General features: G+C 64.6%; 23 protein-coding genes. 8 read left to right on the top strand and 15 right to left on the bottom strand.

The features are described 5' to 3' along the window. Positions 1 to 38: 38 nt before the first annotated feature. A complete protein-coding gene (gene tsaA / locus IVA98_RS17645) occupies positions 39 to 530 on the bottom strand; it encodes a tRNA (N6-threonylcarbamoyladenosine(37)-N6)-methyltransferase TrmO (protein ID WP_247275771.1) in 492 nt (163 codons plus the stop codon). A 175-nt stretch (positions 531 to 705) separates the two neighbouring features. Then, positions 706 to 1,659: a lytic transglycosylase domain-containing protein gene (locus tag IVA98_RS17640; RefSeq protein ID WP_247355276.1), complete on the bottom strand. Its 954-nt coding sequence runs from the start codon at positions 1,657 to 1,659 to the stop codon at positions 706 to 708. A gap of 88 nt (positions 1,660 to 1,747) precedes the next feature. On the opposite strand from IVA98_RS17640, the gene IVA98_RS17635 reads away from it, so the two are divergent. After that, a complete protein-coding gene (locus tag IVA98_RS17635) occupies positions 1,748 to 2,386 on the top strand; it encodes an HAD family hydrolase (RefSeq protein WP_247355275.1) in 639 nt (212 codons plus the stop codon). Between the two features lie 4 nt (positions 2,387 to 2,390). Here the strand turns inward: IVA98_RS17635 and IVA98_RS17630 are convergent, their stop codons facing one another. Then, entirely contained in the window at positions 2,391 to 3,428 is a 1,038-nt protein-coding gene (locus IVA98_RS17630) for a phenylacetaldoxime dehydratase family protein (protein WP_247355274.1), read from the bottom strand. A 27-nt stretch (positions 3,429 to 3,455) separates the two neighbouring features. Then, positions 3,456 to 4,472: a carbon-nitrogen hydrolase family protein gene (locus IVA98_RS17625; RefSeq protein WP_247355273.1), complete on the bottom strand. Its 1,017-nt coding sequence runs from the start codon at positions 4,470 to 4,472 to the stop codon at positions 3,456 to 3,458. Positions 4,473 to 4,668: 196 nt separating this feature from the next. On the opposite strand from IVA98_RS17625, the gene IVA98_RS17620 reads away from it, so the two are divergent. The 3 genes from IVA98_RS17620 (at position 4,669) to IVA98_RS17610 (ending at position 7,554) form a co-directional block, all read left to right on the top strand. Further along, the gene (locus tag IVA98_RS17620; protein ID WP_247355272.1) at positions 4,669 to 5,625 is read left to right on the top strand and encodes an AraC-like ligand-binding domain-containing protein; all 957 of its coding nucleotides are present in this window, start codon (positions 4,669 to 4,671) and stop codon (positions 5,623 to 5,625) included. 100 nt (positions 5,626 to 5,725) lie between these two features. Continuing rightward, on the top strand, positions 5,726 to 5,962 hold the full coding sequence (locus IVA98_RS17615; RefSeq protein ID WP_247355271.1) for a hypothetical protein: 237 nt from the start codon (positions 5,726 to 5,728) through the stop codon (positions 5,960 to 5,962). Between the two features lie 170 nt (positions 5,963 to 6,132). Continuing rightward, complete coding sequence (locus IVA98_RS17610; protein ID WP_247300741.1) at positions 6,133 to 7,554, top strand: MFS transporter; 1,422 nt, start codon at positions 6,133 to 6,135, stop codon at positions 7,552 to 7,554. A gap of 71 nt (positions 7,555 to 7,625) precedes the next feature. On the opposite strand, the gene clpA is transcribed toward IVA98_RS17610, so the two are convergent. Both clpA and clpS read right to left on the bottom strand, forming a co-directional pair. Further along, positions 7,626 to 10,034: an ATP-dependent Clp protease ATP-binding subunit ClpA gene (gene clpA / locus IVA98_RS17605; protein ID WP_247275761.1), complete on the bottom strand. Its 2,409-nt coding sequence runs from the start codon at positions 10,032 to 10,034 to the stop codon at positions 7,626 to 7,628. 291 nt (positions 10,035 to 10,325) lie between these two features. Further along, complete coding sequence (gene clpS / locus IVA98_RS17600; protein ID WP_164934959.1) at positions 10,326 to 10,658, bottom strand: ATP-dependent Clp protease adapter ClpS; 333 nt, start codon at positions 10,656 to 10,658, stop codon at positions 10,326 to 10,328. A gap of 482 nt (positions 10,659 to 11,140) precedes the next feature. Here clpS and IVA98_RS17595 point away from each other — a divergent pair, with 482 nt between their 5' ends. Next, complete coding sequence (locus IVA98_RS17595; protein WP_247355270.1) at positions 11,141 to 13,132, top strand: TadE/TadG family type IV pilus assembly protein; 1,992 nt, start codon at positions 11,141 to 11,143, stop codon at positions 13,130 to 13,132. A gap of 73 nt (positions 13,133 to 13,205) precedes the next feature. Here the strand turns inward: IVA98_RS17595 and phaP are convergent, their stop codons facing one another. Beyond that, positions 13,206 to 13,544 (bottom strand): phasin family protein, encoded by a 339-nt coding sequence (gene phaP / locus IVA98_RS17590; protein ID WP_247275759.1) that lies wholly within the window; start codon positions 13,542 to 13,544, stop codon positions 13,206 to 13,208. A gap of 387 nt (positions 13,545 to 13,931) precedes the next feature. Between phaP and IVA98_RS17585 the strand changes: the two genes are divergently transcribed. Beyond that, positions 13,932 to 15,764 (top strand): D-alanyl-D-alanine carboxypeptidase, encoded by a 1,833-nt coding sequence (locus IVA98_RS17585; protein ID WP_247355269.1) that lies wholly within the window; start codon positions 13,932 to 13,934, stop codon positions 15,762 to 15,764. Between the two features lie 215 nt (positions 15,765 to 15,979). Here IVA98_RS17585 and IVA98_RS17580 read toward each other — a convergent pair whose 3' ends face one another. From IVA98_RS17580 to IVA98_RS17565, 4 genes are all read right to left on the bottom strand, one after another. Continuing rightward, the gene (locus IVA98_RS17580) at positions 15,980 to 16,708 is read right to left on the bottom strand and encodes a DnaJ domain-containing protein (RefSeq protein ID WP_247355268.1); all 729 of its coding nucleotides are present in this window, start codon (positions 16,706 to 16,708) and stop codon (positions 15,980 to 15,982) included. Between the two features lie 72 nt (positions 16,709 to 16,780). Continuing rightward, positions 16,781 to 17,527 carry a vWA domain-containing protein gene (locus IVA98_RS17575; RefSeq protein ID WP_247355267.1) on the bottom strand — a complete coding sequence of 249 codons (747 nt, stop codon included), beginning with the start codon at positions 17,525 to 17,527 and terminating at the stop codon, positions 16,781 to 16,783. A gap of 119 nt (positions 17,528 to 17,646) precedes the next feature. Beyond that, a complete protein-coding gene (locus tag IVA98_RS17570) occupies positions 17,647 to 18,507 on the bottom strand; it encodes an alpha/beta fold hydrolase (RefSeq protein ID WP_247355266.1) in 861 nt (286 codons plus the stop codon). A 341-nt stretch (positions 18,508 to 18,848) separates the two neighbouring features. Further along, positions 18,849 to 19,772 (bottom strand): division plane positioning ATPase MipZ, encoded by a 924-nt coding sequence (locus tag IVA98_RS17565; RefSeq protein WP_247355265.1) that lies wholly within the window; start codon positions 19,770 to 19,772, stop codon positions 18,849 to 18,851. A gap of 283 nt (positions 19,773 to 20,055) precedes the next feature. Here IVA98_RS17565 and panC point away from each other — a divergent pair, with 283 nt between their 5' ends. After that, positions 20,056 to 20,907, top strand: a complete 852-nt coding sequence (panC, locus tag IVA98_RS17560) for a pantoate--beta-alanine ligase (RefSeq protein ID WP_247334231.1) — start codon at positions 20,056 to 20,058, stop codon at positions 20,905 to 20,907. Here panC and IVA98_RS17555 read toward each other — a convergent pair. The 4 genes from IVA98_RS17555 to IVA98_RS17540 all read right to left on the bottom strand — a co-directional run bounded on the left by IVA98_RS17555 (position 20,904) and on the right by IVA98_RS17540 (position 23,690). Next, positions 20,904 to 21,344, bottom strand: coding sequence for a DUF1489 family protein (locus tag IVA98_RS17555; RefSeq protein ID WP_247275751.1), 441 nt, complete (start codon positions 21,342 to 21,344; stop codon positions 20,904 to 20,906). The genes panC and IVA98_RS17555 overlap by 4 nt on opposite strands. Before the next feature lie 42 nt (positions 21,345 to 21,386). After that, the gene (locus tag IVA98_RS17550; RefSeq protein WP_247355264.1) at positions 21,387 to 22,373 is read right to left on the bottom strand and encodes a hypothetical protein; all 987 of its coding nucleotides are present in this window, start codon (positions 22,371 to 22,373) and stop codon (positions 21,387 to 21,389) included. A gap of 158 nt (positions 22,374 to 22,531) precedes the next feature. After that, positions 22,532 to 22,735 carry a hypothetical protein gene (locus tag IVA98_RS17545; RefSeq protein ID WP_247275749.1) on the bottom strand — a complete coding sequence of 68 codons (204 nt, stop codon included), beginning with the start codon at positions 22,733 to 22,735 and terminating at the stop codon, positions 22,532 to 22,534. A gap of 292 nt (positions 22,736 to 23,027) precedes the next feature. Then, positions 23,028 to 23,690, bottom strand: a complete 663-nt coding sequence (locus IVA98_RS17540; RefSeq protein ID WP_247300732.1) for a glutathione S-transferase family protein — start codon at positions 23,688 to 23,690, stop codon at positions 23,028 to 23,030. 122 nt (positions 23,691 to 23,812) lie between these two features. Here IVA98_RS17540 and IVA98_RS17535 point away from each other — a divergent pair, with 122 nt between their 5' ends. Continuing rightward, entirely contained in the window at positions 23,813 to 24,529 is a 717-nt protein-coding gene (locus tag IVA98_RS17535) for a DUF599 domain-containing protein (protein ID WP_247355263.1), read from the top strand. Positions 24,530 to 25,031: the final 502 nt, after the last annotated feature.

Genomic DNA, 25,031 nt, shown 5'->3' with positions numbered 1-25,031 from the left:
GCGCCAAGAGGCGCGCCCGGAATGACGGAGGAGAGACTTCACTCCGTTTCGAAATCCCCCGCTTGCGGCGCGGCCAACGGCGTGAACTCGCAGCGGTCCGGCTTGATGTCGATTAGTGGCGTGTTGTCGAGGCAGTCGAGCCCGCGCACCAGGATCGCATTGCCTTCGATGCCGACCAGCTTGACGACCGAGGTGCCGATCGGATTGGGCCTCACCGGCGAGCGCAGCGAAAACGTGCCGCGGGTCTTCTCGTTGTTCTTCGGGCTTTGCAGGATGATGTCGCGGCGCGACTTGTCGAGCCAGTACAGCACTTCGAGATTGCTGTAGAAGTCGACGCCCTTGATCGCCGGCACGAATGGCTCGAAGATCTCAAGCCGGCAGACCGGGCCATCATGCCGCCCTTGCCGCGGCGTCTCCAGCCGCGACGTCCAGGGGGTGCGGATGCGCCCGATGAAGACGAGACCGGCATCTTGCGTCGGTGGCAGCTCGATGGCGACCTCGCCCTCGCGGAGCTCCTGTTCGCGAACCATATGTCCTGTTCCTTGCTGTTCGCCCGCGGTTTTAGCCCAAGCCCCGCTTGCCGGCCAGCAGGAAGACTTCGCCCCTGAGGGGGCGACCTGCATAACGTGCGATGCGACGATTGGGAGCAAGGAATCACGCTCGCGGGGCTGCTCGCGGCTTTGTCGCGCGCCGGCATCACGAGTCCTACCCGCTCACACCGCGGTTCTTCAGCACGAAGCACGCACCGCCCGCCTTGCGGATGCGGTTGCACAGATCATCCGCCTCGCTGCGCGTGTCGGCGCCGATGCGCACTTGATAGAAGGCGCGCGTGCCGCGGCTGCGCATCACGGAAGACAGCAAGCTCGGATCGCGATCACCGATCACGGTGCTCAGTCGCGTGACCGCGCGGGAATACATCGCCAGCGCCCTATTGCGGTCGAAGCCAGCGGCGAGCTGTACGCCCCAGATCTTTGCGGCGGCAAGCTCGACATGCTGCTCGAGTTCGGCCACGAACGGATTAGGAGCGCGCTTGAGCAACGCCATGAGATCGCGGCAGCTCGTCGGCGGCGCGCTCGGCGGGCCGTTTCCGGTCGCGCCGGCCTTGGCCCACGTCTCCACCGTCGCACCCGTAATGGCGAGAACGTAATTGCGGGTCTGCTCCGGCATTGAACCGGTGCCGGCGAGCCATTCCTGCACCCGCCGCGGGCCGGCGTTGTAGGCGGCAACCGCGAGGCCGAGATTGCCGAACTGGTTGCGCAGCTCGTTCAAGAACTCCGCCGACTTCGGCAGCGCCTGCACCGGATTGAAAGGATCAAGCAGCCCGCGCTCGCCGGCGGTGCCCGGCATGAACTGTGCGATGCCCTGCGCGCGTTCGCCGTTGCGGGTCACCGGTCCCACGGCGTCGGACTGGAAGCGGCTCTCCTGCCAGATCACGCGGGCGAAGAACTCCAGCGGCAGATTGGCATCGCGGGCGGCCGCCTCGATGATCAGGCAGAGCGACTCCCGCGTGTCGCTCTCGCGGCCATCTTTCGGTTTCTCCGGCGGTTTCGCGGGTTCCTGCGCATTCGGTGACACGACGGGCGCAGGCGCCTCCTCCGCCAGCGCCGGCGACAGCACGAGGGTCTGGCACAAGACAGCGATGATCCTAGCTATTCGCATGGCATTGACGCTATGGGACAATTCAGACCTTGACTTGGAACTCCAGCCCTCTAGCACGAGCAGCAATATCAATGCAGGTCGCGCCCTGATGGTGACAATCTTTTTCGATCTCGACGGCACGCTGACCAACCCGAAGCCCGGGATCACCCGCTCGATCCAATACGCATTGGAGCGGCTCGGCGTTCCGGCACCGAGCGAGGACGAACTGACCTGGTGCATCGGCCCACCGCTGCATACCAGCCTCAAGAAGCTCACCGGGACCGATGAACTCGCTGACCGCGCGCTCCTGCTCTATCGCGAGCGCTTCAGCGACATCGGCCTGTTCGAGAATGAGGCTTACAGCGGAATTACGGACACATTGTCGAGGCTCGCAGCGACACGTCAGCGCATGTTCGTGGCAACAAGCAAGCCTGCCGTCTACGCCACGCGCATCGTCGATCATTTCGGCCTGAACCCCTATTTCGAGCGCGTGTTCGGCTCCGAGCTCGACGGCACCCGTGTCGACAAGCGCGACCTGCTCCGCTACGCGCTCGACGAAGTCAGGGTTGATCCGCAGCACGCGGTCATGATCGGCGATCGCAGCCATGACGTGGTCGGCGCCCGCGGCAACGGCATGACCGCCATCGGCGTGCTCTACGGCTACGGCAGCGAGGCCGAGCTGCGCGGCGCCGGCGCGCATCACATCTGCGCCGCGCATCCCGAGCTGCTCCGCCACTGCATGACCTAGCCGATCAGGCGCGGACGGTCTCCACCGCCGCCAGCATGCCCGTCTTCGGATGACAGTTCAGATATTCGAAGAACTGCTCGTCGGCGGCGGCCACCGTGACCTCGTGATGGAGCCGCAGCTCGGCCGACGGCCCGAGCGTCGACAGATATTTCATCGCCGCACCGAAAATCTTGACGTGGGTCGGATGCGACTCCGCCCAGCGTTCGAGCGCAGCGAGACTCTTCCACCAGCTCTGGCCATAGGACTTTTCGCTGACGCTGCCATCAGCCGCGAGCATCCGCATGTAGCGATTGGCGTAACAGCCGATGCCAAGGCCGTCGTCGCGCAGGAAATCCATGCCCTGGCGCAGCACCGGCTCGACGTCATCGAGATAGAGCTTGCGCTCGGACGTCTCGGTATCGCTCCAGTCCTGCCCAGAGCGGATCAGGCAGAGATTGTCGTGCGCCACGACGCGCAGCCGCGCGCCAGTGCGGATCAGCTCCGGTGCGCCGCCTGGCGTCATCGCATCCGTTTGGGACAGCGGAATGCGATCACGCATGCCGCCCCAACAGGCGTGCTCCTGCACCTCGCCGCTCATGCCACCGGCGATTGCGGCGACACCTTCGGGCCGGTCAGGCGAGGAGAACAGCGTCTCGTGCCGCGCCACAATGGGTCGCAGCACCTCGATGAAGGTGCCGATACCGTCTCGCTGACTTCCGGTCCACGCCTCTCGCGCAGGTGCGAACCAGGCATCGAAGCGTGCGACGTCGTCCCAATAAGCGACGGAGACAACGTTCTCGTGGCCGAATTGGTCGACATAATGTGCGCGGTCCCAATGGGATGGACCGTTCTCCGCAGCGAAGAGCCCCGCAATTTCTATCAAAGCGTCCGTCGCCGCCGGTGCCGCACCGCGATACTGGACACCGAAATAAGCCATCACGATGCGGCTGACTGCAGGCTTGTAGCGCGCCACAAACGACGGATATGGCGGCTGGTAGTCGCCGGGCACGCGCTTGTGACGCGTGCGCGGGGTCTGAAGGTGCGGAGGAATTGCGGATTCCATGAGCGTGCCCTCCCGTGGTCCCGGCGATCAGCTCGCCGCGGCGGCGATGTCCGTGGGCTCGACCATATCGACCGGCAGCGCAAACTGCTCGACCCGCTTGTACGGCTTGTTGTTGAGCAGGAGCCGCGTCACGTCGGGCCGTGAATAATGCCCGGCGGGATCGGCGGCGTTCTTCGCAACAGCGATGGCGCCGAGGTCGATCTCGGCAATCAGGAGACCCTCCTGGTCCGGCGCCAGCTTCTCGCCGATCTGGCTGCCGTCGGGGCCATAGATCGCGGCAAAGCCGCCGCCGGCGTGCAGTAGAGCATGCTTGTCGGGCCGGTCGCAAAGCTCGTCGATCATTCCTTGCGACACCGTCGCGCAAGGCGCGAGCACGAAGCAGGAGCCTTCCACCGCGTAAACGCGCGAAGCCGCATTGTTGACCTCGGCGCCGAGCGCCGGCGCGAAGGGATCGTAGAGCGAGAAGCTCGGCCAGGCCGCGACATGCACCTGCTCGTTCTGGGCATACATCGCGTATTTCGACAGCGGCTGGAGATGCTCCCAGCAGCACAGTGCGCCGAGGCGGCCGATGTCGGCTCTCGCATGCACGGCAAGGTCGCTGCCGTCGCCCTCGCCATAGACGGTTCGCTCGGCATGGGTCGGCCGCAGCTTGCGGCGCTTTGCGATGGTCTCGCCGTCGGGCCCGATCAGCCATTGCGCCAGATAGAGGCTGCCGCCGTCGCGCTCGGACAGGCCGATCACGGCGGTGAGCTTTGCCTTGCGCACGGCCTCGCGCAACTTTTCAGCCTGCGGGCTGTCATAGGACAGTGAATTGTCGAAATAGCGCTGCACGAAGCCGCGGCCGATCGCCCAGGCCGGCGAGTCCATCCAGATATGCCAGGGGTAACCGGGGATGAACGCCTCAGGAAAGGCGATCAGCTTGGCCCCCTTTTCCGCAGCCTCCCTGATCAGCGCGATCGACTTGTCGATCGAAGCATCGAGATCGAGCCAGGCCGGCGCCGCCTGCACCACTGCTACCTTGTATTTCGGATGTTCGATGCCCATTCCCGCCTCCATCGCCGGTTGATCGGAAGCCACGTCCGATGCAGTCTATTTGGCCAAGCCGGACGGCCGGGCGCTCGACCAGGGCGGAACAAAAACTCGACTGGACGCGCCCGCCAACCGGTACGGGATTTGCCTCCGGGCAGGCTGGATCCGCCAACAGGCGATTTTTGCAGGGTGTGAAAGGGAGGCTCCTCAGATGCCAATCCAGTTCACGACGGACGGCAGCCCCGGCTACCGGCGGCTGGCCCTCTGGCAGGACATTGTCTGCGACGTCTTCGTCGGGCTCGACTGCAAGTCGGACCTCGGTAGTGCCTTTCACGGCTCGGTCACGCAGGCTTCGCTCGGCAGGGCCGTGTGCTCCGAGGTCTGCTCCGACCGCCAGCATGTCTTCCGCACGCCCTCGCGCATCGCGCGCTCCGATCAGGATTTCGTCCTGGTCGCGCTCGGCAATCGCGGGGCCGGCGGCGTGGTGCAGGATGGCCGCGAGACCGTGATCCATCCCGGCGAGTTCGCGCTGTATGACACCACGCGGCCCTATGAGCTGAAGTTCAACGACAGCTTCACGCAGACCATCTTCAAGGTGCCGCGTGAGATGCTGCAGCGCCGGCTCGGCGGCACCGAGGCACTGACCGCGATTGCGTTCGGCGCCGATGTGCCGCTCGAACGGCTCGCCTATGATTTCATTGTCAGGCTCTGCCAGAGCGCGGACCAACTTGCTCCGAACAACGCGGCCGCACTGTCGGAGCAGGCAGTCGATCTCCTTGCGATGGCGCTCGGCGAGCGGCTCGGCAAGACGTCGCTGCCGTCCTCGACCCATCGCTCCGCCCTGCTCTACCGGCTAAAGGCGCACATCCGCGCGCATCTTACTGATCCCGACCTCTCGCTCGCGGAGGCCGCGGCCGCGCTCGGCATCTCGCGGCGCTATGTCAACGATCTCCTCGCCGACGAGGACACCTCGTTCCAGCGCCATGTCCTCGCCGAACGCCTCGCCCAATGCAGGCGCGACCTTGCCTCGCCCGTGCTCGCCCATCGCCACATTAGCGAGATCGCCTTCGCCTGGGGCTTCAACGACCTCTCGCATTTCGGCCGCGTCTTCCGCGACCATTTCGGCATGTCGCCGCGCGACTTCCGGCAAAGCCAGTCGCGGCACTGACAGGCCAGTCATCGATCACCTCGAGCCTTCGCTTCGAGCGAAGGCAGCGCTCGCCAATTCCAAATTGTCTTGCCTGCTGACCTGCCTCAAGCTGGCACGCATGAGGACTGACGCCACCATAAGCGCAACGGAGCTGTTGCTTCGTGTGATCGCCATCCGGCTCGCGCTACTCGTCCTGGTAGGCTGGGGCTTGACGCTCCTGCCGCGGCAGACGGGTGACTACCAGCTCGCCTGCTTCTCCTCGTCCGCAACGACGATCGAAATCCAGCCCGAGGCGAAAGCGATCGACCCGCGCGTTGCCGACGCGGCATTCGCTGACATGCTGCGGCACGACTAGGCATGGCCAAGCAATGCCGGGCTCTCGTGAAAGCGCTCCCGACTCCTTTCTTTTCATGGCGGAAGCCCGGCTCCCGGCAGGGGAACTGACCGTGTCCTGACGGGTTGCTGTCGATCCGGCAATTTCCTATTCGGAGATGAATCACGGCTCGAATCAACCGCGCCTCCATCATGTCGTCCGCCCCGATTGAGCATGCCGACGGCCTGCCGCAGCCGCAGCGCAACCAGGCGGTGCTGACCATTGCGCTTGGCATCATCATGGCGGTGGTCGACAGCGCCATCGCCAATGTGGCGCTGCCGACGATCGCAGCCGACCTCGATGCGAGCCCGGCCTTCTCGATCTGGATCGTCAACGGTTACCAGCTCGCGATCACGATCTCGCTGCTGCCGCTGGCTTCGCTTGGCGAGATCGTCGGCTATCGCCGCGTCTATCTGGTCGGGCTCGCACTGTTCACGCTCGCATCCGCGTTGTGCGCGCTGGCACACACGCTGCCGCTCCTGACAATCGCGCGCATCATCCAGGGCTTTGGCGCGGCCGGCATCATGAGCGTCAACGCGGCGCTTGTGCGCTTCACCTATCCGCGCAGCCAGCTCGGCCGCGGCATCGGGCTCAACGCGCTCGTGGTCGCCTTCTCGGCCGCGGTTGGCCCGACGCTCGCCGCCGGGATTCTCGCGATCGGAAGCTGGCCCTGGCTGTTCGCCATCAACGTCCCGCTTGGTGCGGTGACATTGCTGATCGGCTTGCGCAGCCTGCCGCACACCAAGCCCGCAAGTCGTTCCTTCGATTGGCAGAGCGCGGGGCTCTCCGCGATCACGTTCGGCGTCGGCATCGCCGCCGTCGACAGCGTCGGTCATGGCGAGGCGGCGGTCACCTGCCTCGTGCAGTTCGCCATCGCCATCGTCGCCGGCGCGCTGCTGATCTATCGCGAAACCCACATGGCCTCGCCGCTCTTGCCGATCGATCTGTTGCGCATCCCGGTGTTCGCGCTGTCGATTGCGACCTCGATTGCATCGTTCTGCGGACAGATGCTGGCCTTCGTCGCGATCCCCTTTTATCTGCAGAGCCGCTTCGGCTATTCCGCCGTGCACATGGGCCTCTTGATCACGCCCTGGCCGATCGCGGTGGCTTTCGCCGCGCCCCTCGCTGGCCGCCTTGTCGAGCATTATCCGGCCGGCCTGCTCGGTGGTATCGGGCTCACGCTGTTCGCCTGCGGCCTCGGCGCGCTCGCCTTGCTGCCTGCAACGCCCGCGCCGTTCGACGTGATCTGGCGCATGGCGCTGGCCGGCGCCGGCTTCGGCCTGTTCCAGACCCCCAACAACCGCACCATGATCGCGGCCGCCCCGCGCGAGCGCGCCGGCGGCGCCAGCGGCATGCTGGGAACGGCCCGCCTGCTCGGCCAGACCACCGGCGCGGCACTGGTGGCGCTGTTGCTCGGCCGCTATCCGGTCGAAGGAACCCGGCTGGCGCTGCTCGCCGGTGTCGGCTTTGCACTCTGCGGCGCGGTGCTGAGCATGCTGCGGCTGTCGCCCGCCGGCGCGCGCGGCGCCGAGCACGTTCGCGTGCAGGACGACCAGCGCCTGCGGGGTGAATGACGCCGCTACGGTGATGCGAGCAACAAAAAGGCCGGCTTTTCAGCCGGCCTTTTCAATTCATCGCGTGCAAATCAGACTTTGACCAGTGGCCCTTTCGAGGTCGGCCCCTTGGAGCCGCCGGGACCGCCCGGCTTGGACTTGCCTGGCGGACGCTTGCGGGCGCCGGGCAGCTTCTCCTGCTTCGGCGTGACCGGGCCCTCGACGAACTCGAAGCCGATCTTCTCCTTGGTCTCGTCGGCCTCGTCCTTGACGAGAACGACACGAACATGGCCGCCGCCCTTGAGCTTGCCGAACAGCACCTCGTCCGCCAGCGGCTTCTTGATGTGCTCCTGGATCACGCGGGCCATGGGACGTGCACCCATCTGCTCGTCGTAACCGTGCTGGACCAGCCAGGTCTTGGCCGGCTCGGACAGCTCGATGGTGACGTCGCGATCGCCAAGCTGCGCCTCGAGCTGAAGCACGAACTTCTCGACGACGGTGCCGATCACCTCGACGCTGAGATGGCTGAACGAGACGATGGCATCGAGGCGGTTGCGGAATTCCGGCGCGAACTGCCGGTTGATCGCCTCGTGGTCGTCGCCTTCCCGCTTCGAACGGGTGAAGCCGAACGCCTGCTTGGCGAGATCCGCCGCGCCCGCATTCGTGGTCATGATCAGGATCACGTTGCGGAAGTTGACCTGCTTGCCGTTGTGGTCGGTGAGCCGGCCGTGATCCATGATCTGGAGTAGCACGTTGTAGAGATCCGGATGCGCCTTCTCGATCTCGTCCAGCAGCACCACGCAATGCGGATGCTGGTCGACGCCGTCGGTGAGCAGGCCGCCCTGGTCAAAGCCGACATAGCCGGGAGGCGCGCCGATCAGGCGCGACACGGTGTGCCGCTCCATGTACTCCGACATGTCGAAGCGCAGCAGCTCGACGCCGAGCGTCGCCGCGAGCTGCTTTGCGACCTCGGTCTTGCCGACGCCGGTCGGACCCGAGAACAGGTAGCAGCCGATCGGCTTCTCCGGCTCGCGCAGGCCGGCGCGCGCCAGCTTGATCGAAGCGGCGAGCGACTCGATTGCCCTGTCCTGGCCGAACACGGTGCGCTTCAAGGTCTGCTCGAGATGCTTGAGCACCTCGGCATCGTCCTTCGACACGCTCTTCGGAGGAATCCGCGCCATCGAGGCGATCGTGGTCTCGATCTCCTTGATGCCGATGGTCTTCTTGCGCTTGTTCTCGGAGACCAGCATCTGTGCCGCACCGGATTCGTCGATCACGTCGATCGCCTTGTCCGGCAGCTTGCGGTCGTGGATGTAGCGCGAGGAGAGCTGGACGGCGGCCTCGATCGCCTCGTTGGTGTATTTCAGCCGGTGGTAGTCCTCGAAATACGGCTTGAGGCCCTTGAGGATCGCGATCGCATCCTCGACCGTCGGCTCGTTGATGTCGATCTTCTGGAAGCGCCGCACCAGCGCACGGTCCTTCTCGAAGTGCTGACGGTATTCCTTGTAGGTGGTCGAGCCCATGCAGCGGATGGTGCCCGAGGCCAGCGCCGGCTTGAGCAGGTTCGATGCGTCCATCGCCCCGCCCGACGTCGCACCCGCACCGATCACGGTGTGGATCTCGTCGATGAACAGGATCGCGTTGGGGTGCGCCTCGAGCTCCTTCAGCACCTGCTTCAGGCGCTCTTCGAAGTCGCCGCGATAGCGGGTGCCGGCGAGCAGCGTGCCCATATCGAGCGAGAACACCGTCGCGGCCGCCAGCACCTCCGGCACCTCGCTGTCGACGATGCGCTTGGCGAGGCCCTCCGCGATCGCGGTCTTGCCGACGCCGGCTTCGCCGACGAACAGCGGGTTGTTCTTCTGCCGGCGGCACAGCACCTGGATCGCGCGGTTGATCTCGGAATTGCGTCCGATCACCGGGTCGATCTTGCCGTCGCGGGCCTTCTTGTTGAGGTTGACGCAATAGGTCTCGAGCGCCTCGCCCTTCTTCTTGGCGTCCTCGTTGCCCTTGGCCTCGGTCTCCTCGTCGACGCCGCGCACGGGCCGCGCTTCGGAGACGCCTGGTCGCTTGGCGATGCCGTGGCTGATGTAGTTGACCGCGTCATAGCGCGTCATGTCCTGCTCCTGCAGGAAATACGCCGCATGGCTCTCGCGCTCGGCGAAGATTGCGATCAGCACGTTGGCGCCGGTCACCTCTTCGCGACCGGACGACTGCACGTGGATCACCGCGCGCTGGATCACGCGCTGGAAGCCGGCGGTCGGCTTGGCGTCGTCGGCGCCATCCGTCACCAGGTTCTCGAATTCGGTCTCAAGATAGTTGACGAGACTCGTGCGGAGCTTGTCGAGATCGACGCTACAGGCGCGCATGACCGCGGCTGCATCGGAGTCGTCGATCAAAGAGAGCAAGAGATGCTCGAGCGTCGCGTATTGGTGATGACGCTCATTGGCGATCGCCAGCGCACGATGCAGGGATTGTTCAAGGCTTTGGGAAAAAGTCGGCATTCGCGTCCTCTATGGCCCCCACCATCATGATCGTCATCGCCCGGTCAGGCAACAACAACCTTTCTCACATATAGTTATACAAGACCGCCGCGAAAGACCGGTTCCGCGACTCAGGCGGCTGCACACAAGACCGGCTTTTTCGATGCAAGACCCGTTCCGATTTGGGCTGGATCGGCGCCGGCACAGAATTCCGTAGTTTTGCCGGCTGCAACGGAAGTCGCGCGCGGACCTCGCGCGACGATCACACCGCTACTACGCAAGAGCCGGCTTTCAAACTCGCCGTGAGGCGTCTTACTTCTTTTCCATCACGCATTGCAGCGGATGCTGGTGCTTGCGGGCGAAATCCATCACCTGCGTCACCTTGGTCTCGGCAATCTCGTAGGTGAACACGCCGCACTCGCCGATGCCGTGATGATGGACGTGCAGCATGATCTTGGTCGCAGCCTCGACGTCCTTCTGGAAGAATTTCTCCAGTACATGGACGACGAATTCCATCGGCGTGTAGTCGTCGTTGAGGATCAACACACGATACAGGTTCGGCCGTTTGGTTTTCGGCTTGACCTTGGTAATGACCGATGTGTTCGGCCCGGAAGGGCCGCCCGAACGGTTTTCGTCGTTGCTCATCCGGGGAGCGGAGGCGGCGGTGACCGCTGGCAGGTCGAGTCTGGAAGTCAATTGCGGCATGGCACAGGCGTTCAAATTCCCCAGGGAAGCGAATGACGGTCTGCGGCGCAGCTCAGTACCTCGGAGCCTCGCACAAGCGCGCCGCCTTTCCGGATCGCCGCTTCCGAGCGGTCCGGTCCGAACCGGATCGTTCGCTAGCAATATGGCCCTGCCCCCGGCTCGCCGCAAGCGTGCAAAGGTTCGGCCGATGCGGCCGCGGCGGTCCCGATTCCCGGCCCGGCGATCCAAACCAAGGTTAATCAATCCGGATCGATTTGACAAAAATTTCCACTGTGACTGTTTGGACCTGTTGACCAGGAACCCGGCTGTTAGCGCGACTGCGACGGTTTCGACCGGATATCTCCGGCTTTCTACGGTCCTATTTACCTACCCTTCAAGGGCGTGGCGCGAGATCGGGCAAACCACAGATTTCGGGGGTCGTCATGCTTCACCTGCCCGTTGTCCGCCGCATTGGTCGACAGCTCGCCAGCTTCAAGAAGGCCGAGCAAGGCAATATCGCGGTGATCTTCGCCATCGCGCTCGTCCCAGTGCTGACCTTCGTCGGTGCCGCGATCGATTATAGCCGGGCCACCCGCGCGCGATCGTCAATGCAGGCCGCCCTGGATTCGACCGCGCTGATGCTGTCGAGGGACCTAACAGCCGGTACCATCTCCCAGTCCCAGATCAGCCAGAAGGCGGCAGACTATTTCAAGGGCCTGTTCGCCGGCAGCGAAGCCGCGGACACGGCAGCAAAGACAAGGGTTCAGCTAACGGCAACCTACACTGCGGCGACCACAAGCGCGGCAGCGAAGATCCTTCTGGAAGGCTCCAGCTACATCGATTCCATGTTCATGCAGATCGCCGGCTATCCGACGCTCGGCTTTAATACCACGTCGACCGCAACCTGGGGCAACGTGAAGATGCGCGTGGCGCTGGCGCTCGACAACACGGGATCGATGTCGGACAACAACAAGATGACGGCGCTGAAGAATGCGGTCGCGGGAACCGGCGGCCTGATTGACCAGCTCCGCGCACTCAGCAAGACCAACGGCGATGTCTATATTTCGGTCATTCCCTTTGCCAAGGACGTCAACGTCGGCACGAGCAATTATGGCCAGAGCTGGATTGACTGGACCGATTGGCTGAACCCGCCGACCGCGCAGCCCGCCAACGTACCTGGCGGCTACCAGGCAAGCCTGCCTATCAACTGGCATGCGGTGGGACCTGGCGCGAAGTGCCCATTCACCAACTCCCTCGGCAACACCAATGGCCGCGCCAATGGCGCGTTCACATGCAAGACCGCACCGACAAGCAGCGCTTTGGGCACGTCAACGATCCAATCGACCACGATCACGGTCAACGGCGCGAGCATCCAGAATCCGATTTGCCCGACCTTCGATGGCAACTCGCAGACGATCTACAACGGGTGCTGGAGCAGTGAGCCGACCGGCCTTCAGGAAACCTTCTGCAGCGGAAGCTCGAACTGCAGTTGCCCGAAGAATTCCTCCGGTAATGACGTATCCGGCTGCACTTGCACTGGCAGCGGCACCAGCAAATATTGCACCGGCTGGACCTATGTTCACAATTGGACACAGCCCGGCCCCAACGACACGACAGACAATTTGGACCAACCGAGAGTTTCCGCCGCCGTCGGTTTCCGGGATGCGACCCATACGCCCAACAAGGAGCACATCTGGACTCCCAACGCTACCAGCGTCGCGAATGACTGGCGCCAGGCTTCCAGCAATCCCATCAGCACCTGGACAGGCTGCGTCGCAGACCGCACCCAGCCGAATGACACGACCGGCGTATCGCCGACGTCCTCCGATGCCACGACATTGTTTCCCGCCAACGAATATTACGAGAACAGCACCTCCTATTGCAGCAGCAGCGCTTCGACCAAGCTCGGGCGGGTCATCCCCCTGACCTACGACTGGAGCGCTCTGAAGACCGCGGTCAACGCGATGGAGCCAACGGGCGGCACCAACCAGGCTGTCGGATTGGCTTGGGCCTGGCAGTCGTTGCGACAGGGCAATCCTCTGAACGCGCCAGCGGAGAGCACCAGCAGCGGCTCCACCTACAACAGGGTCATCATCCTGCTGTCCGATGGTCTGAACACCGAGGACCGCTGGCCGGCCTACGGCAACGGCAGGAACCAGACCACGACATACGGCAACAGCACGTTCCCTGGCTCGATCGATGCCCGGCAGCAATTGTTATGCGATAATCTCAAGAATGCGAAGGATTCCAACGGCGCGGCGATGTACACGATCTACACGATCCAGGTAAACACGGGCGGGGATCCGACCTCGGCGATCCTGAAATATTGCGCGAGCAGCCCGGACAAGTTCTACGAGATCAAGAGCTCGACCGAGATCGCGACTATTTTCAATACGATCGGAACCGCGCTGAGCAAGCTGCGCCTCGCGAGATGATCAACGTTTCCCACCGGCAAAAAAAGCCCGGCTGATCAGCCGGGCTTTTCGATTCCAAGACGTCCTGGAAAGCTCAGTTCGCAGCCGGGGTGAACTTCGACACGATGGTCTCGACCGGCTTGAGCGCCTGCTTGGCGAGGTCGCTGTAGAGGCCGGCGATCTTCTGCGATTCCGCAACGAAGGTCTCGTAGGCGGAACGGGCGAAATCGGTCTGCGCTTCCATCGCCTTGTCCAGCGACTTCACGCCGGAGAGCTTTTCGACGAAGGACTTGGTGTCTTCGAACGACTTCTTGGTGTAGTCGCCATAAGCGCTCGCGATCGCCTGAAGGCCGTGCTGCACCGAGGTCGCGGAGGCGACGCACTGCTCGAACTGCTCTTTCCCGTAGTTCTGAAAGTCTTCAACCTTGAACATGTCGGAATCCTTTTCCCTGGCTCTCGTCGGGAAGCCCCGGCTCCCTGACTTTGCCTACAATTAGTGCAGCGCACAAAAAAGTCAAGAATATTGTGCGCCGCACAAAAGCAGATTCAAATCGCGGAGATTCCCGGGGTTTTCCGCAAGGGTTCCTTAAGCTTTTGGAAACCGCGGCCCCCTACCCTGATTCCCTGGACGTGTTCACTTCCGCAGGCGGCCAAAGCCGTTTGAGAACATCACCTTAGCCAGAACAGCGGCTCAGGTCCAAACGTCCCCCGCGGTGAACATCAGCGGAGGGACAGCCTGAGCAGGTAATGATCCCGGGTCGATTGGGCACAATTTCGCCTCACGAGCCGGTGATCAAGTCAGAAACGGGGACGGGGTTCCATGCTTCGTAACAACTTGTCTGCCTCGCGCTTGGCGCGGGTTGGCGTTTTCGGGCTTCTTACGGTCACCACCGTAATCATCGTCACCACCGATGCTGCCGAGGCGCGGCGCCACCGGCGCCACTACGCGCACCCTCGGGTGCAGCGCGATGTGTCCGAGAGCTCCAGCTCAAAATTTGCCTCCATCATTGTCGACGGCAATTCTGGCACGGTGCTTCAGTCGACCAGCCCCGACGCACTGCGTCACCCCGCCTCGCTCACCAAGATCATGACGCTCTACTTGCTGTTCGAGCGCCTCGAATCCGGCAAGCTGAAGCTCGACAGCGAGATGCCGGTGTCGCAGCATGCCGCCGACCAGGATCCGACCAAGCTCAACCTCCGCCCCGGCCAGACCATCCGCGTCGAGGACGCGATCAAGGGCCTCGTGACGCGTTCCGCCAATGACGCCGCCGTGGTGATCGCAGAAACGATCGGCGGCGACGAGAGCGATTTCGCCCAGATGATGACGCGCAAGGCGCGCGCGCTCGGCATGTCCAAGACCGTCTATCGCAACGCTTCGGGCCTGCCGAACGACGAGCAGGTGACGACGGCACGCGACCAGGCCACGCTCGGCCGCGCCATCCAGGAGCGCTTCCCGCGCTACTATCGCTACTTCGCGACCGCCTCGTTCAACTGGCGCGGACAGTCGATCCGCAACCACAATCACCTGCTCGGCAATGTCGAGGGCGTGGACGGCATCAAGACCGGCTACACCCGCGCGTCCGGTTTCAACCTCGTCACCTCGGTGCGCCGCGGCAATCGCCATCTGATCGGAGTTGTGCTCGGCGGCCGCAGCGGCGGCTCGCGCGACGCGATCATGCGCAATCTGCTCGCGGAGAATCTCGAGAAGGGCGCGACCACCCACACCGTCGCCGCCGTCACCGAGCGCAACGGCGCCGACGCCAGTGCCGAGGTCGCCGACGCCTCGGATGCTCTCCGCTCTGCCCCGCAGGTCCAGGCCGCGGCGGCCCCGGCTCCCGAGGCCGCCTCATCCCGCCTTGCCGCGCGTCTGTCGACGCTGGCGGCTGCGACTGCTGCGATGCCGCCGCCCCAGGCCAAGCCTGAAGTTCGCCCGGCTGAAGCCAAGATTGAGCCGGCGCCGCTCACCAATGGCGTGATCTCAAGCCAGCCGCTGTCCATCATCCCCGGCTCGTCCGAACCGATGAAGCCGGTCCGGGTCAAGACCGTTCAGGTCAAGGCCGGCGCCGTGAAAGTCGCCTCCGCTGCCCCGGCGCAGGTGTCGCCACCGGTCACGAACACCATTCCGTCCCGGTCCGATGTCGCGGAAACGTCCGGCGCCGTCGTCGCCCGGGCCGATCTCATCAACAGGCCCGAAATCCCGAGCCAGCCGGAAGCGCCGAAGTCCGAGATCGCCCGCACCGAGCTGCCACGGCAGCCGGCGGGCTTCGGCACCGGCAACGGCATCCTCGGCGTGCTGCCAGCCGCACCCGCCGCCGCTCCCGCCCCGGCCGCTCCGAAGCTTGCTTCCGCCGACCCGGCGCCGCGGCCGATTCAGATGAGCGCCACGACCAAGCCGGTCGTCACCCACAGCGGCTGGATCGTCCAGGTCGGCGCGCTCGAGAGCGAGAGCGAAGCCCAGCAGCGCATCGACGCCGCCCGCAGCTCGGCCCGCGGCCTGCTCAGCAAGGCCGACCCGTTCACCGAGCCGGTCGTCGCCAAGGACAATCGCAAACTCTACCGTGCCCGCTTCGCCGGGCTCGAGCGCGATCAGGCCGAAGCCGTCTGCCGCACCCTGAAGCGCGCCGAAATCTCCTGCATCACCGTGCGCAACTGATCTCTCGAGCCTCCCAAAACAAATGCCCGCCTTGCGCGGGCATTTTCGTTTTGGGGTGATGCCGAGGCTGTTCCGCGACAACCTCTCGTCAACAATTTACGGTTAAAACTTTCCTCAAGGGGATCGACCACGCCGACAATGGCGGGCATCGGGGCGACGGCAGACAGAGCAAACAGAGCTCACGCGGTACGGGCGTTTGTAGCGTGGTGCCGGAGTTAGCCGTTATGCGTACGAAGCAGAGTATCCTTGGCCTCGTTTACACGGGCAGCGAGATACGTCGAGCCCCCCTGGTCGGGATGGAGTTTCTTCATCAGGGACTTGTGAGCCCTGCTGATGTCGTCGCGCCCCGCGCCCGGCTGCAAGCCAAGGATCTGATAGGCCTCCTCCGCCGTCATTTTGCCGCTCGCCGCCGTGCGACGCTGCCGCCCTGCCGCATCGCCCTGCGCGTTCTGACGCCAAGCGGGAAACCGGCGGTCCAGATAGCTTTCAAGTAAGGCCACACTCTCGGCATCGAATGCCGGCACCATCGCCAGCAGGCCGGCAAGGTCGAACTCGCCGAGATCGCGCCCGGCATGAGGTCCGGCAACGATCCGGCCTGTCAGCTGGCCGGTGTCGTGGTCGAGCCGCATGTCGAGGAATTGCGAACGCACGCGAGAGGCCTGTCCGGACGCGCGTGTCGCGCCGCCGCCGCCGAACAGCCCTCCGACATTGCCGAAGCCGGCGTTGGCCAGGGGTGTCCAGCCGAGCAGCCCGGCGCCGAAGATGCCGAGCGGAATCGCGACCGCCAGTTCGCCCCGCAGACCCGTGAACGCTGCGACCGCCAGCGCCACCACGCCGCCACCGAGCTTGATGGTGCGCGCCAGCACCGCCGGATTGGCGGAGCGGAACATCTGGAGCAGCAGATAAAGCGTGATAACGGCGACAGCGCCGGCGAGCAGGGTCATGGCCGGAATATAGTCGCGCTCTCGGCAAAATGCATCGCGTCCAGCTTCCGCAGCCGGTCGCCAGCCTGATCGCTACCTCATCTGGCCGATCAGCTTCGCCGCAGCGCTCGCGCTCTTCGCCAGTTCCAGCAGCGCTTCGGGGCCGCCGGCGGCGTAAGCCGCGGCCGCCCGCAACAGCTCGCGCAACTGCGCCGCCGCGCCAGGATCGAACCGGCACCAGGCACCGCCGGTCAGGCGCGCGATCTCGCGAAAGGTCCGCTCGGCCACGGCGTCATGGCCTTCCTGAAACACAAACACCGGCACCTTGAGCATGCCAAGCTCGCCGGCGCTGGCGCAGAGTTCGTCGGCGTTCTCCTCCATGGCATCGCCAACAAAGACGACGGCCCGCACGCCGGACGCGACGGCCTCGCGCCGGGCCTCGCTCAGCACCTTGCCGATCTGGGTGTCGCCGCCGCGGCAATCGATCTTGCTCATCAATGTCGCAAGCCTGGCACTGTCGGAGATCCACGCCGTCGCCCGGCACTCGTTGAAACCGCGATAGTAGACGAGCCGGACGTCGAGACTGCCGAGCGCCGCAGTCTCGCGAAACATGTCGGCCTGGAGCGCGCAGGCCATGTCCCAGGTCGGCTGCCGGCTCATTGTCGCATCCAGCGCGAAGATCAGCCGCCCCCTCGCGCCGGGCGCATGCGGTGACAACGCACGCGCCTTGGCGACAAAGGCGGCAATGTCATCCGAGGTGGACGTTCCGGCCTGTGGCACTGCGCCGCCGGCTTTCGTCGAGACGGCATCGCCGCGCGGTTTGATGGGGTCGCCCGACATCGCTGCTCAACCATGCGTGGGCAATTAATGTGGTGGGCGCGTAGAGCCCGGTCAATGTGCAAAGCCTCCGCGGAGGTAAGCCGGCGGAGGCTTCGAGATCGGTGTCGATGAGGGAGGCGTCAGCTCTTGGCAGGCGCCATCAATGCAACTGGACCCGGCTCGAGAATCTTGGGCGGAGACGATTGCGTGTCGACCGGTCTGATCTCGCTGTCGGTGGCGCTCAGGAACCTGTCGAGCATGCTCTGGATCGAGTTCTTGGCCGCATCCGGACCGGTGTCGCGCATGTCATTATGCTGGAACTCGGTCTTCACGACCTGAATGCCCGCCTTCTCGCACTCCTCGTCCGTGGGGATCACGCCCGCATCGGCCTTGAACTGGGGATCGGTGGAACGGAACGACAGGATCTTGAATTTGCCGGCCGTGACGAAGGGAACGCGCAGATTGTCGAGCGTGACGACCTTCTTGACCTCATCCGGATACTGCTTGGCGAAATACATCGTGATGTCGCCGCCCATGGAGTGACCGACCATGGTCACCTTGTCGTAGTCGGCATTCGGCTGGACCTTCTTCATCTCCTGCATGGCGAGATGAATGTTGGCGACGCCGCGCAGGATCTGCGGCAGCCGGCCGACATAGAGCTCGCCCGGCTTGGTCACCATCGGAGGATCGGTCGGCAAATCATGCTGCGGGCTCAGGACCATGTAGCCGCGCGCAGCGAAGATGTTGGCGAGGAAGCCGTACTCGGTGTTCTTGACAGTGTTGCCATGATTGATCACGGCGACAGGCAACTTGATCAGGCCAGCGTTGGCTTGCATTTCCTTGTCGCGGCGCACCGCGATGTGGACGGGCACCGGGCGGTTGTCGCGCGAAGCGTCGTAGAAGGTGATGGTCTCGTGCTTGATGGCCCACTTGCTCGCCGTGAAATAGGCGATGCCGCAGAGAGCACTGACCGAAACCAGAACGGCAATTCCACGCTTCATCTTCGTCCTCAGCCGCAGGCTCTTGCGGCCTGATCCCTGTTGAAAATCGTGTTCTTCGGGGCTCTTTGTCCCCTTGTCGCCTATTCCCTAATATATGTCACAGCAGCGTGACAGGAAGGCTAAATATTGTGAACCGGCAGCCCTTTCATTGTGCGTCGCACACGTTTGTTGGGCACCCTTTGTCATAAGGCTACGTCAGGGTGCAGGTCACCATCCGACGCAACCGGGCTCGATCGGGTTCAATTCGTAGTCAACGTAAGATGAAAACGCGCCGAGCGCGGACCGAGTTCCCGCGGCAACCGGCCGTTCGGATCGACAGGAAGTAGCAGTATACCGCGGCCTCAGGCACCGAAGATGTCGTGGACTTCGAGCGGCTTGTCGACCTGACTGAACCATTCGGCACGGTTGGCGGCGCGGCGGCGGCCGCGCTCATCGAGCGGCAGCTTGAGCTGGCGGAGCAGGCTGGTCACCTCCTCCCGCGCGGTGAGATGGCCGAGATTGGGCCGCATGCCGAGCGTGGCCTCGTCGATCTCGTCGAGGGCGGTCAGGCCACGCGGGAAGAATTCGCGATAGACGACACGTTCGGCGAAGCCGTCGACGTAGCGGAAGCCGAGCCGCAGCGACAAATCCTTCAACCCCTCGGCGACGAGCTGCTTGTTGCGGGAGCCGAGCATCGACAGGCGGTTGCGCACCACGATCCAGTCGGTGGTGGCGCCGTCGAGCTGGCGACGCTTACGCCTGACGTCGCGCACCATCTCGGCGTAATGGCTCTCCCCGGTGACCGCGTAGTTAGCGGGATCGACGGTACCGAGCACGTCGAAGTCGAGAAAGCTGTCGTTGATCGGCGTCACCAGCGTGTCGGCCATCGAATGCGCCAACCGCATCAGGTAGCTGTCCGTGCCGGGCGTATCGATGACGATGAAGTCGAAGCTGCTTTCGACTGCCGAGACCGCGTCCATGAATTGCAGGAACTCGGCATTCTCGTTCTCGGCGATTTGCATGGTCTCGCCGAGCTTGATGCAGCGATGCACCGGCAGCTCGAGGTCGAGCTTGGTGCGGCGCGCCCAGGCCGAACGGTTGCTGATGTAGCGGGTAAAGCTCTGCTGGCGGCAGTCGAGGTCGATGGTGGCGACGCGCTGGCCGGCCTTCAGGAGCGCAACCGCGATGTGCAGGGCGGTCGTCGATTTGCCGGAGCCGCCCTTCTCATTGCCGAGCACGACCACATGCGCCGAGCCGGATTGGCCTTGGCTAGCCTGCACAAGCATAGCGATCCTCAATACCCCTAACGAATATCTTCGAGTTGACCGCATCGGCGGTCAAGTGAAATGCGTGACAGGTAATGCAAATTGCAATGCGTCGTTCTTCGTCATGAATTGCGGCGTCATCTTTTCGTCTGTGATCCAGCCCACAATGTCGCGACATTCTGCGCGGCCTTAGCCGGGATGCTGTGCCGCATCCGGATGTATGGCGTCCACGATCGCCGCTTGTTAAGGTTAGCCGGTCGCGCGCCGGCCGCCCCCGCACTGATTCCAACCCTATCGAGTCCTGATGTCATCGAGTCCCTTGATCGCCCGCACGGTCCCTGCCCTGCGGCGCGCCGTCGACACTCTCCGCAAGCGAAAGGCCACGATCGCACTGGTCCCGACCATGGGGGCACTCCATGATGGGCATGTGTCGCTGGTTCGCCTCGCCAAGCGACGCGCGAGCCGCGTCGTGGTGTCGATCTTCGTCAACCCCACTCAGTTCGCCCCGACCGAGGACTTTGGCGCCTATCCGCGCACCTGGAAGGCCGACATCGCCAAGCTCGCGGCCGAGGACGTCGATGTGGTCTGGCACCCCGACGTCGAGGCCATGTATCCGGAGGGCTTTGCCACCCGCATTGTGCCGGAGGGGCCAGCGCTGGCCGGGCTCGAGGACCGCTTCCGGCCGCATTTCTTCGGCGGCGTCGCCACCGTCGTCGGCAAGCTGTTCACGCAATGCCGGCCCGACTTTGCGATCTTCGGCGAGAAGGATTTTCAGCAGCTGCGGGTGGTGGCGCAGATGGCGCGGGATCTCGACCTCGGCGTCAAGGTCATCGGCTCCCGCACCGTGCGCGAGCGCGACGGGCTCGCGATGTCCTCGCGCAACGTCTATTTGTCACCGCAGGAGCGGCAGACCGCAATCACGCTTTACCGCGCCATGAGGGAGAGCGCCGGGCGCATCCGTGCAGGCGACGCGATCGCACCCGCCATGGCCGGCGGCGCCGAGATGATCAAGGCGGCCGGTTTCGCCCTCGACTATTTCGAAGCCCGCCATGCCGCGACGCTGGCACCGGTCACCTCGCACAAGGACGGACCCTTGCGGATCCTGGTCGCGGCCAAGCTCGGCACCACCCGGCTGATCGACAATATCGCGGTCTAGAGCAATCCGAGATCACGCAGCTCGCGCCGCATCGGCTCCGGCATCGCCGCGATCGAGCCGGCGGCGGACTTGCCGAGATCCGCGGGCACTGAATCATCGGTCAGATAGCGCCAGCCCTGGAACGGGCGCATCGGCCGCGGCGACACCGAGATCACCTTCGGCTGCATCACGATCCGGCAGCGTCCGATGCCGTCCTTGTCACGGAACGGCTCGATCCCGATGATCTTCTCCCGCGCGGCGATCTCGCCCTTGATGACCCAATAGAGCGAGCCGCCCGAGAGGATCTCGGCGTCGCGCTTGGGCACCATGCGGGTGATGTGGATGTGACGTTGCGGCAGGCCCTTCTTTTTGGCGGTCTGCATCCGTTCGGCGATCCACTCCTTCAATTCCTTGACGGAGTCGCAGCCGACGGCGAGCTTGATCAGGTGTAGCGGCATGCCCCAGCATTAGCCGGACAGCCGCGCATTTGGAATGCCGATCTACTCGTTATCCGCAGCCGCTGGAGCAGCCGCCGAGGCTGGCGGCGGCGCGAGCGGAACCGGCGCTGCGGGAGAACGCGCTGCCTTTGGAGCAGGCGGCTTCTTCGCGGCCGACGCAGTTGGTGCCGCAGGCGCTGCGGCCTGTGCCGAGGCCGCTGCCGGCGCGCGCGCTGCCGGCGCTGCGTTTGCGGCCGGTGCCGCCTGGCGCGTGGCCGCAGTCGGCGGCTCGGGATTCATGATGCTGACCGGCGGCGTCGACGAGGCGCTCGGGAACTCGGCATTGGTCGGCTTGCCGGTCGGCATCGACGGCGGCAATCCGGCAAGCGCAGCGGCGGCCGGCATCGCCAGCGCCGTTGCGGGCGCGTTCCAGGTCGGCGCATAGCGCGCAACCAGCGTGTCGTAGCGATGGGAATCCATGTTGGCGGCAACCTGCTGCTGGTCGGTCAGCGAGCGGAACGCAGCGCAATCGAACTGCGTGCAGCCCTCGCGCGCGACCAGCACATGGGCGACGAGGCCGTAGCGATCGCGCTCCAGCGATTTGCGCAGCACCTTCAGGTCCAGTGTCAGGCTCTTCTCGGCCGTGGCGACGTCGCCGAGCGCGGTCAGCCGGTCGATCCTGGCGGCGGTATAGGAGACGGCGGCAGCCGCTGCCTCAGGCGCGCCGAACAGCGCCTTCTCGCAGCCAACGGCCACGGCATCGCCGGCGAGATCGTCGAGGCAGGACAGCGCCGGCAGGCTCGCCGTCATCGCCTGCGCGCGCGCTTCGGCCGGGGTCGGCTGCCCCTCCGAACCATAGACGCGCACCGTGGCCGCCCCGGCGATCGCAATGGACAGCAGCGTGATCACGGTCAGCGCGCCGTTCGCGACCGACCTGTCGGCGCGCAGCAGCGTGATCAGGAGGATCAGCCCGAAGAATCCGGCAGCCAGCAGCGTCATCCACATCGGGAAGGCCGGCCAGCGCCAAATTTGGTCGAGCGACCAGGTCATGCGCGACGTCCTCTCACACGAGCAAAGAGCGAATGGTCAAGCGAGCACCGCGAGTCGGCAAACTGCCCCCGCCCCACCTTGCGAAGCCGAAGCGGGCCTTTTGACGGCGAGAGGATACAATTTCCGGAAGGCGCCAATGCGCAGGGTAGCGTCCGTCTTCAGGAGAGCGCGAGCTGGCTTTCCTTGGCGACGCGCTCGAACGCTTCGGTCGAGCTCTTGATCCGGTACTGGCAGTCGTCGCCATCGGTCGGCAGCAGACGGATGATCTCATACGCGCCGCTGGCAGCCGGACGCGCGACATTGCTAGCCGTGAACAAGACGCGCGTTCCCACGGGGAATTTGTGCTTCAACACCCTCTCCATCACTCAAACAGCGCCTGCCTCGCCCAGTGTCCCACTGCGATGGCCGGCCGGAAACCCGGGCCGTCGTATAGCACGAGCCCCGCCCGTTTGGCCAGCGCCATGCCGGCATGACAACCGCCCCAATTTGGCAGTCTTTTCAGAATGATAGAGATGGACCGGCGGGCCGATGATACCGCCGGAGCAGCCCCGTCCGGCGGCATGTCGCAGCTGGATGTCGCAGCGTAGGGAATCATGGCGGCGGCAGGAGCGCCGCCAGCCGGCGCGCGGGCCGCCTTCCCGGCCGGACCAGCGGTCAGGCGTCCTCGAACTTCTCGATGCGAAGCGTTTCGGCGAGCCCGTCCCGGGTCCATTCTTGGAACGCCGGCAGCGCCTGCATCGTGTCCATGTAGGCCTTGGTCTCGGGCGTGACCTCGATCGCATAGGTGCGGAAGCGGTGCACGACCGGCGCGTACATCGCATCCGCCGCGCCGAAGCGGCCGAACAGGAACGGTCCCTTGGCGCCATAACGGGTCCGGCACTCGCGCCAGATCTCCTGCACGCGCGCGATATTGGCCTTGGCGTCCGCCGATAGCGTCACCGGGCGCACGGGGCGGTGCAGGTTCATGCCGCATTCGTTACGTAAGGCCATGAAGCCGGAATGCATCTCGGCGCACACCGACCGGGCATAAGCGCGCGCGGCGACATCGTCGGGCCACAGCTTTTTCTCCGGGTAGCGCTCGGCGATGTATTCGATGATGCTGAGCGAATCCCACACCGTGATGTCGCCATCGACCAACACCGGCACCTTGCCGGCGCGGCTGAAGGACAGGATCTGCTCCTTGTCGGCGGGATTGTCGGTGTAGAGCGGGATGACGGTCTCCACGAACGGGATGTCGTTGGCGCGCAGTGCGAGCCAAGGCCGCATCGACCATGACGAGTAGTTCTTGTTGCCGATCGCGAGTTTCAGCGCAGCCATGTCGTCAATCCTTCCCGAGACGTCCTGAAGCGAGCTGCTTTTAACGCCATAGCCTGCCCCCAATCAATCGTTGCCGCGCCTTGCCATGCGTGGCAATCGTTGCCGCCCGCGAGGAGACGGACATGAGCAGGCACTGGGTCGACATCACCGCCGTCGGCTTCTTCATCATCGAATGGCTGGTCTACGCGCTGACGCTGGAGCATTCGGCCTATGGCCGCGACAGCCTGTCGGCGCGCATGAATCGCTACCGCGAGGTCTGGGTGCGCCAGCTGCTCGAGCGCGACACGCGCATGGTCGACATGCAGATCATGGCCTCGCTCCAGAACGGCACCGCCTTCTTCGCCTCCACCAGCCTGTTCGCGCTCGGCGGCGCGCTGGCGCTGCTGCACGCCACCAACGACGCCATCACGATCCTGAGCAAGCTGCCGATCGACCTCAGCCCCTCGCCCGCACTGTGGGAGCTGAAATGCGTCGGCCTCGTGCTGATCTGCGTCTACGCCTTCTTCAAGTTCGCCTGGGCCTATCGCCTGTTCAACTATGTCGCGATCCTGTTCGGCGGCATGCCGCCGGCGTCCCAGCGCGACACGGTGGAGGCGGAAGCCCATGTCATCCGCACCACGCGCCTGTTCGAATCCGCCGGCCGCCATTTCAATCGCGGCCAGCGCGCCTTCTTCTTCGCGCTCGGCTATCTCGGCTGGTTCGTCAGCCCATGGCTGCTGTTCGTGACCACGGCGGCCGTGGTGGTCGTGACCTGGCGACGGCAATTCGCGTCCAGTGTCTGGGCAGCGATGGCGCCGGAGGTGGTGACGGCTGACGAGGAGAAGAAGCGCGGTCATTGATGCACTGCCGTGCCGGACACGGCGCGGCACGAAGTGACGCGACGCAGAGCCGGGACCCGGCCCACACGGGAAGGCGCTGCGATATAGGCCCCGGCTCTGCAGCGCATCGAAGGGCGCTGCAGAGCCGGGGCACGAGAGGAGAGTGAGGCATGCTCTCTCAACGTCACTGCGAGCCAACGGGTCCGCGCGAAGCGCGGCCCCGTTGGCTCGCAATGACGGAGCAAGGTGAACCAACGTCATTCTCCAACACACATTCAACGCACAGACACGCCTTCGCATTCTCGCGGCGCGTTTCGCCCGAGCTTTGCTTCGTCGCTCCACCCTCAAAGCCGGGAGGGCGCAGGGAAGGCCGGGTGCTGACCTGGCACCCACGGTTCGCTGTGCGAAAGGCACACGCAGGAAAAACTGCACAGCGGCATACAGGTGAAGCCCAACACACGGCCTTCCCTGCGCAGTGGTTTGACGGCTTATGCCGCGCTCTCCCGGGAGCCGAGTTCGTTCT

The organism is Bradyrhizobium sp. 160 (assembly GCF_023073735.1).
GTDB lineage: Bacteria > Pseudomonadota > Alphaproteobacteria > Rhizobiales > Xanthobacteraceae > Bradyrhizobium.
This window is presented reverse-complemented; position numbering and strand designations above follow the sequence as displayed.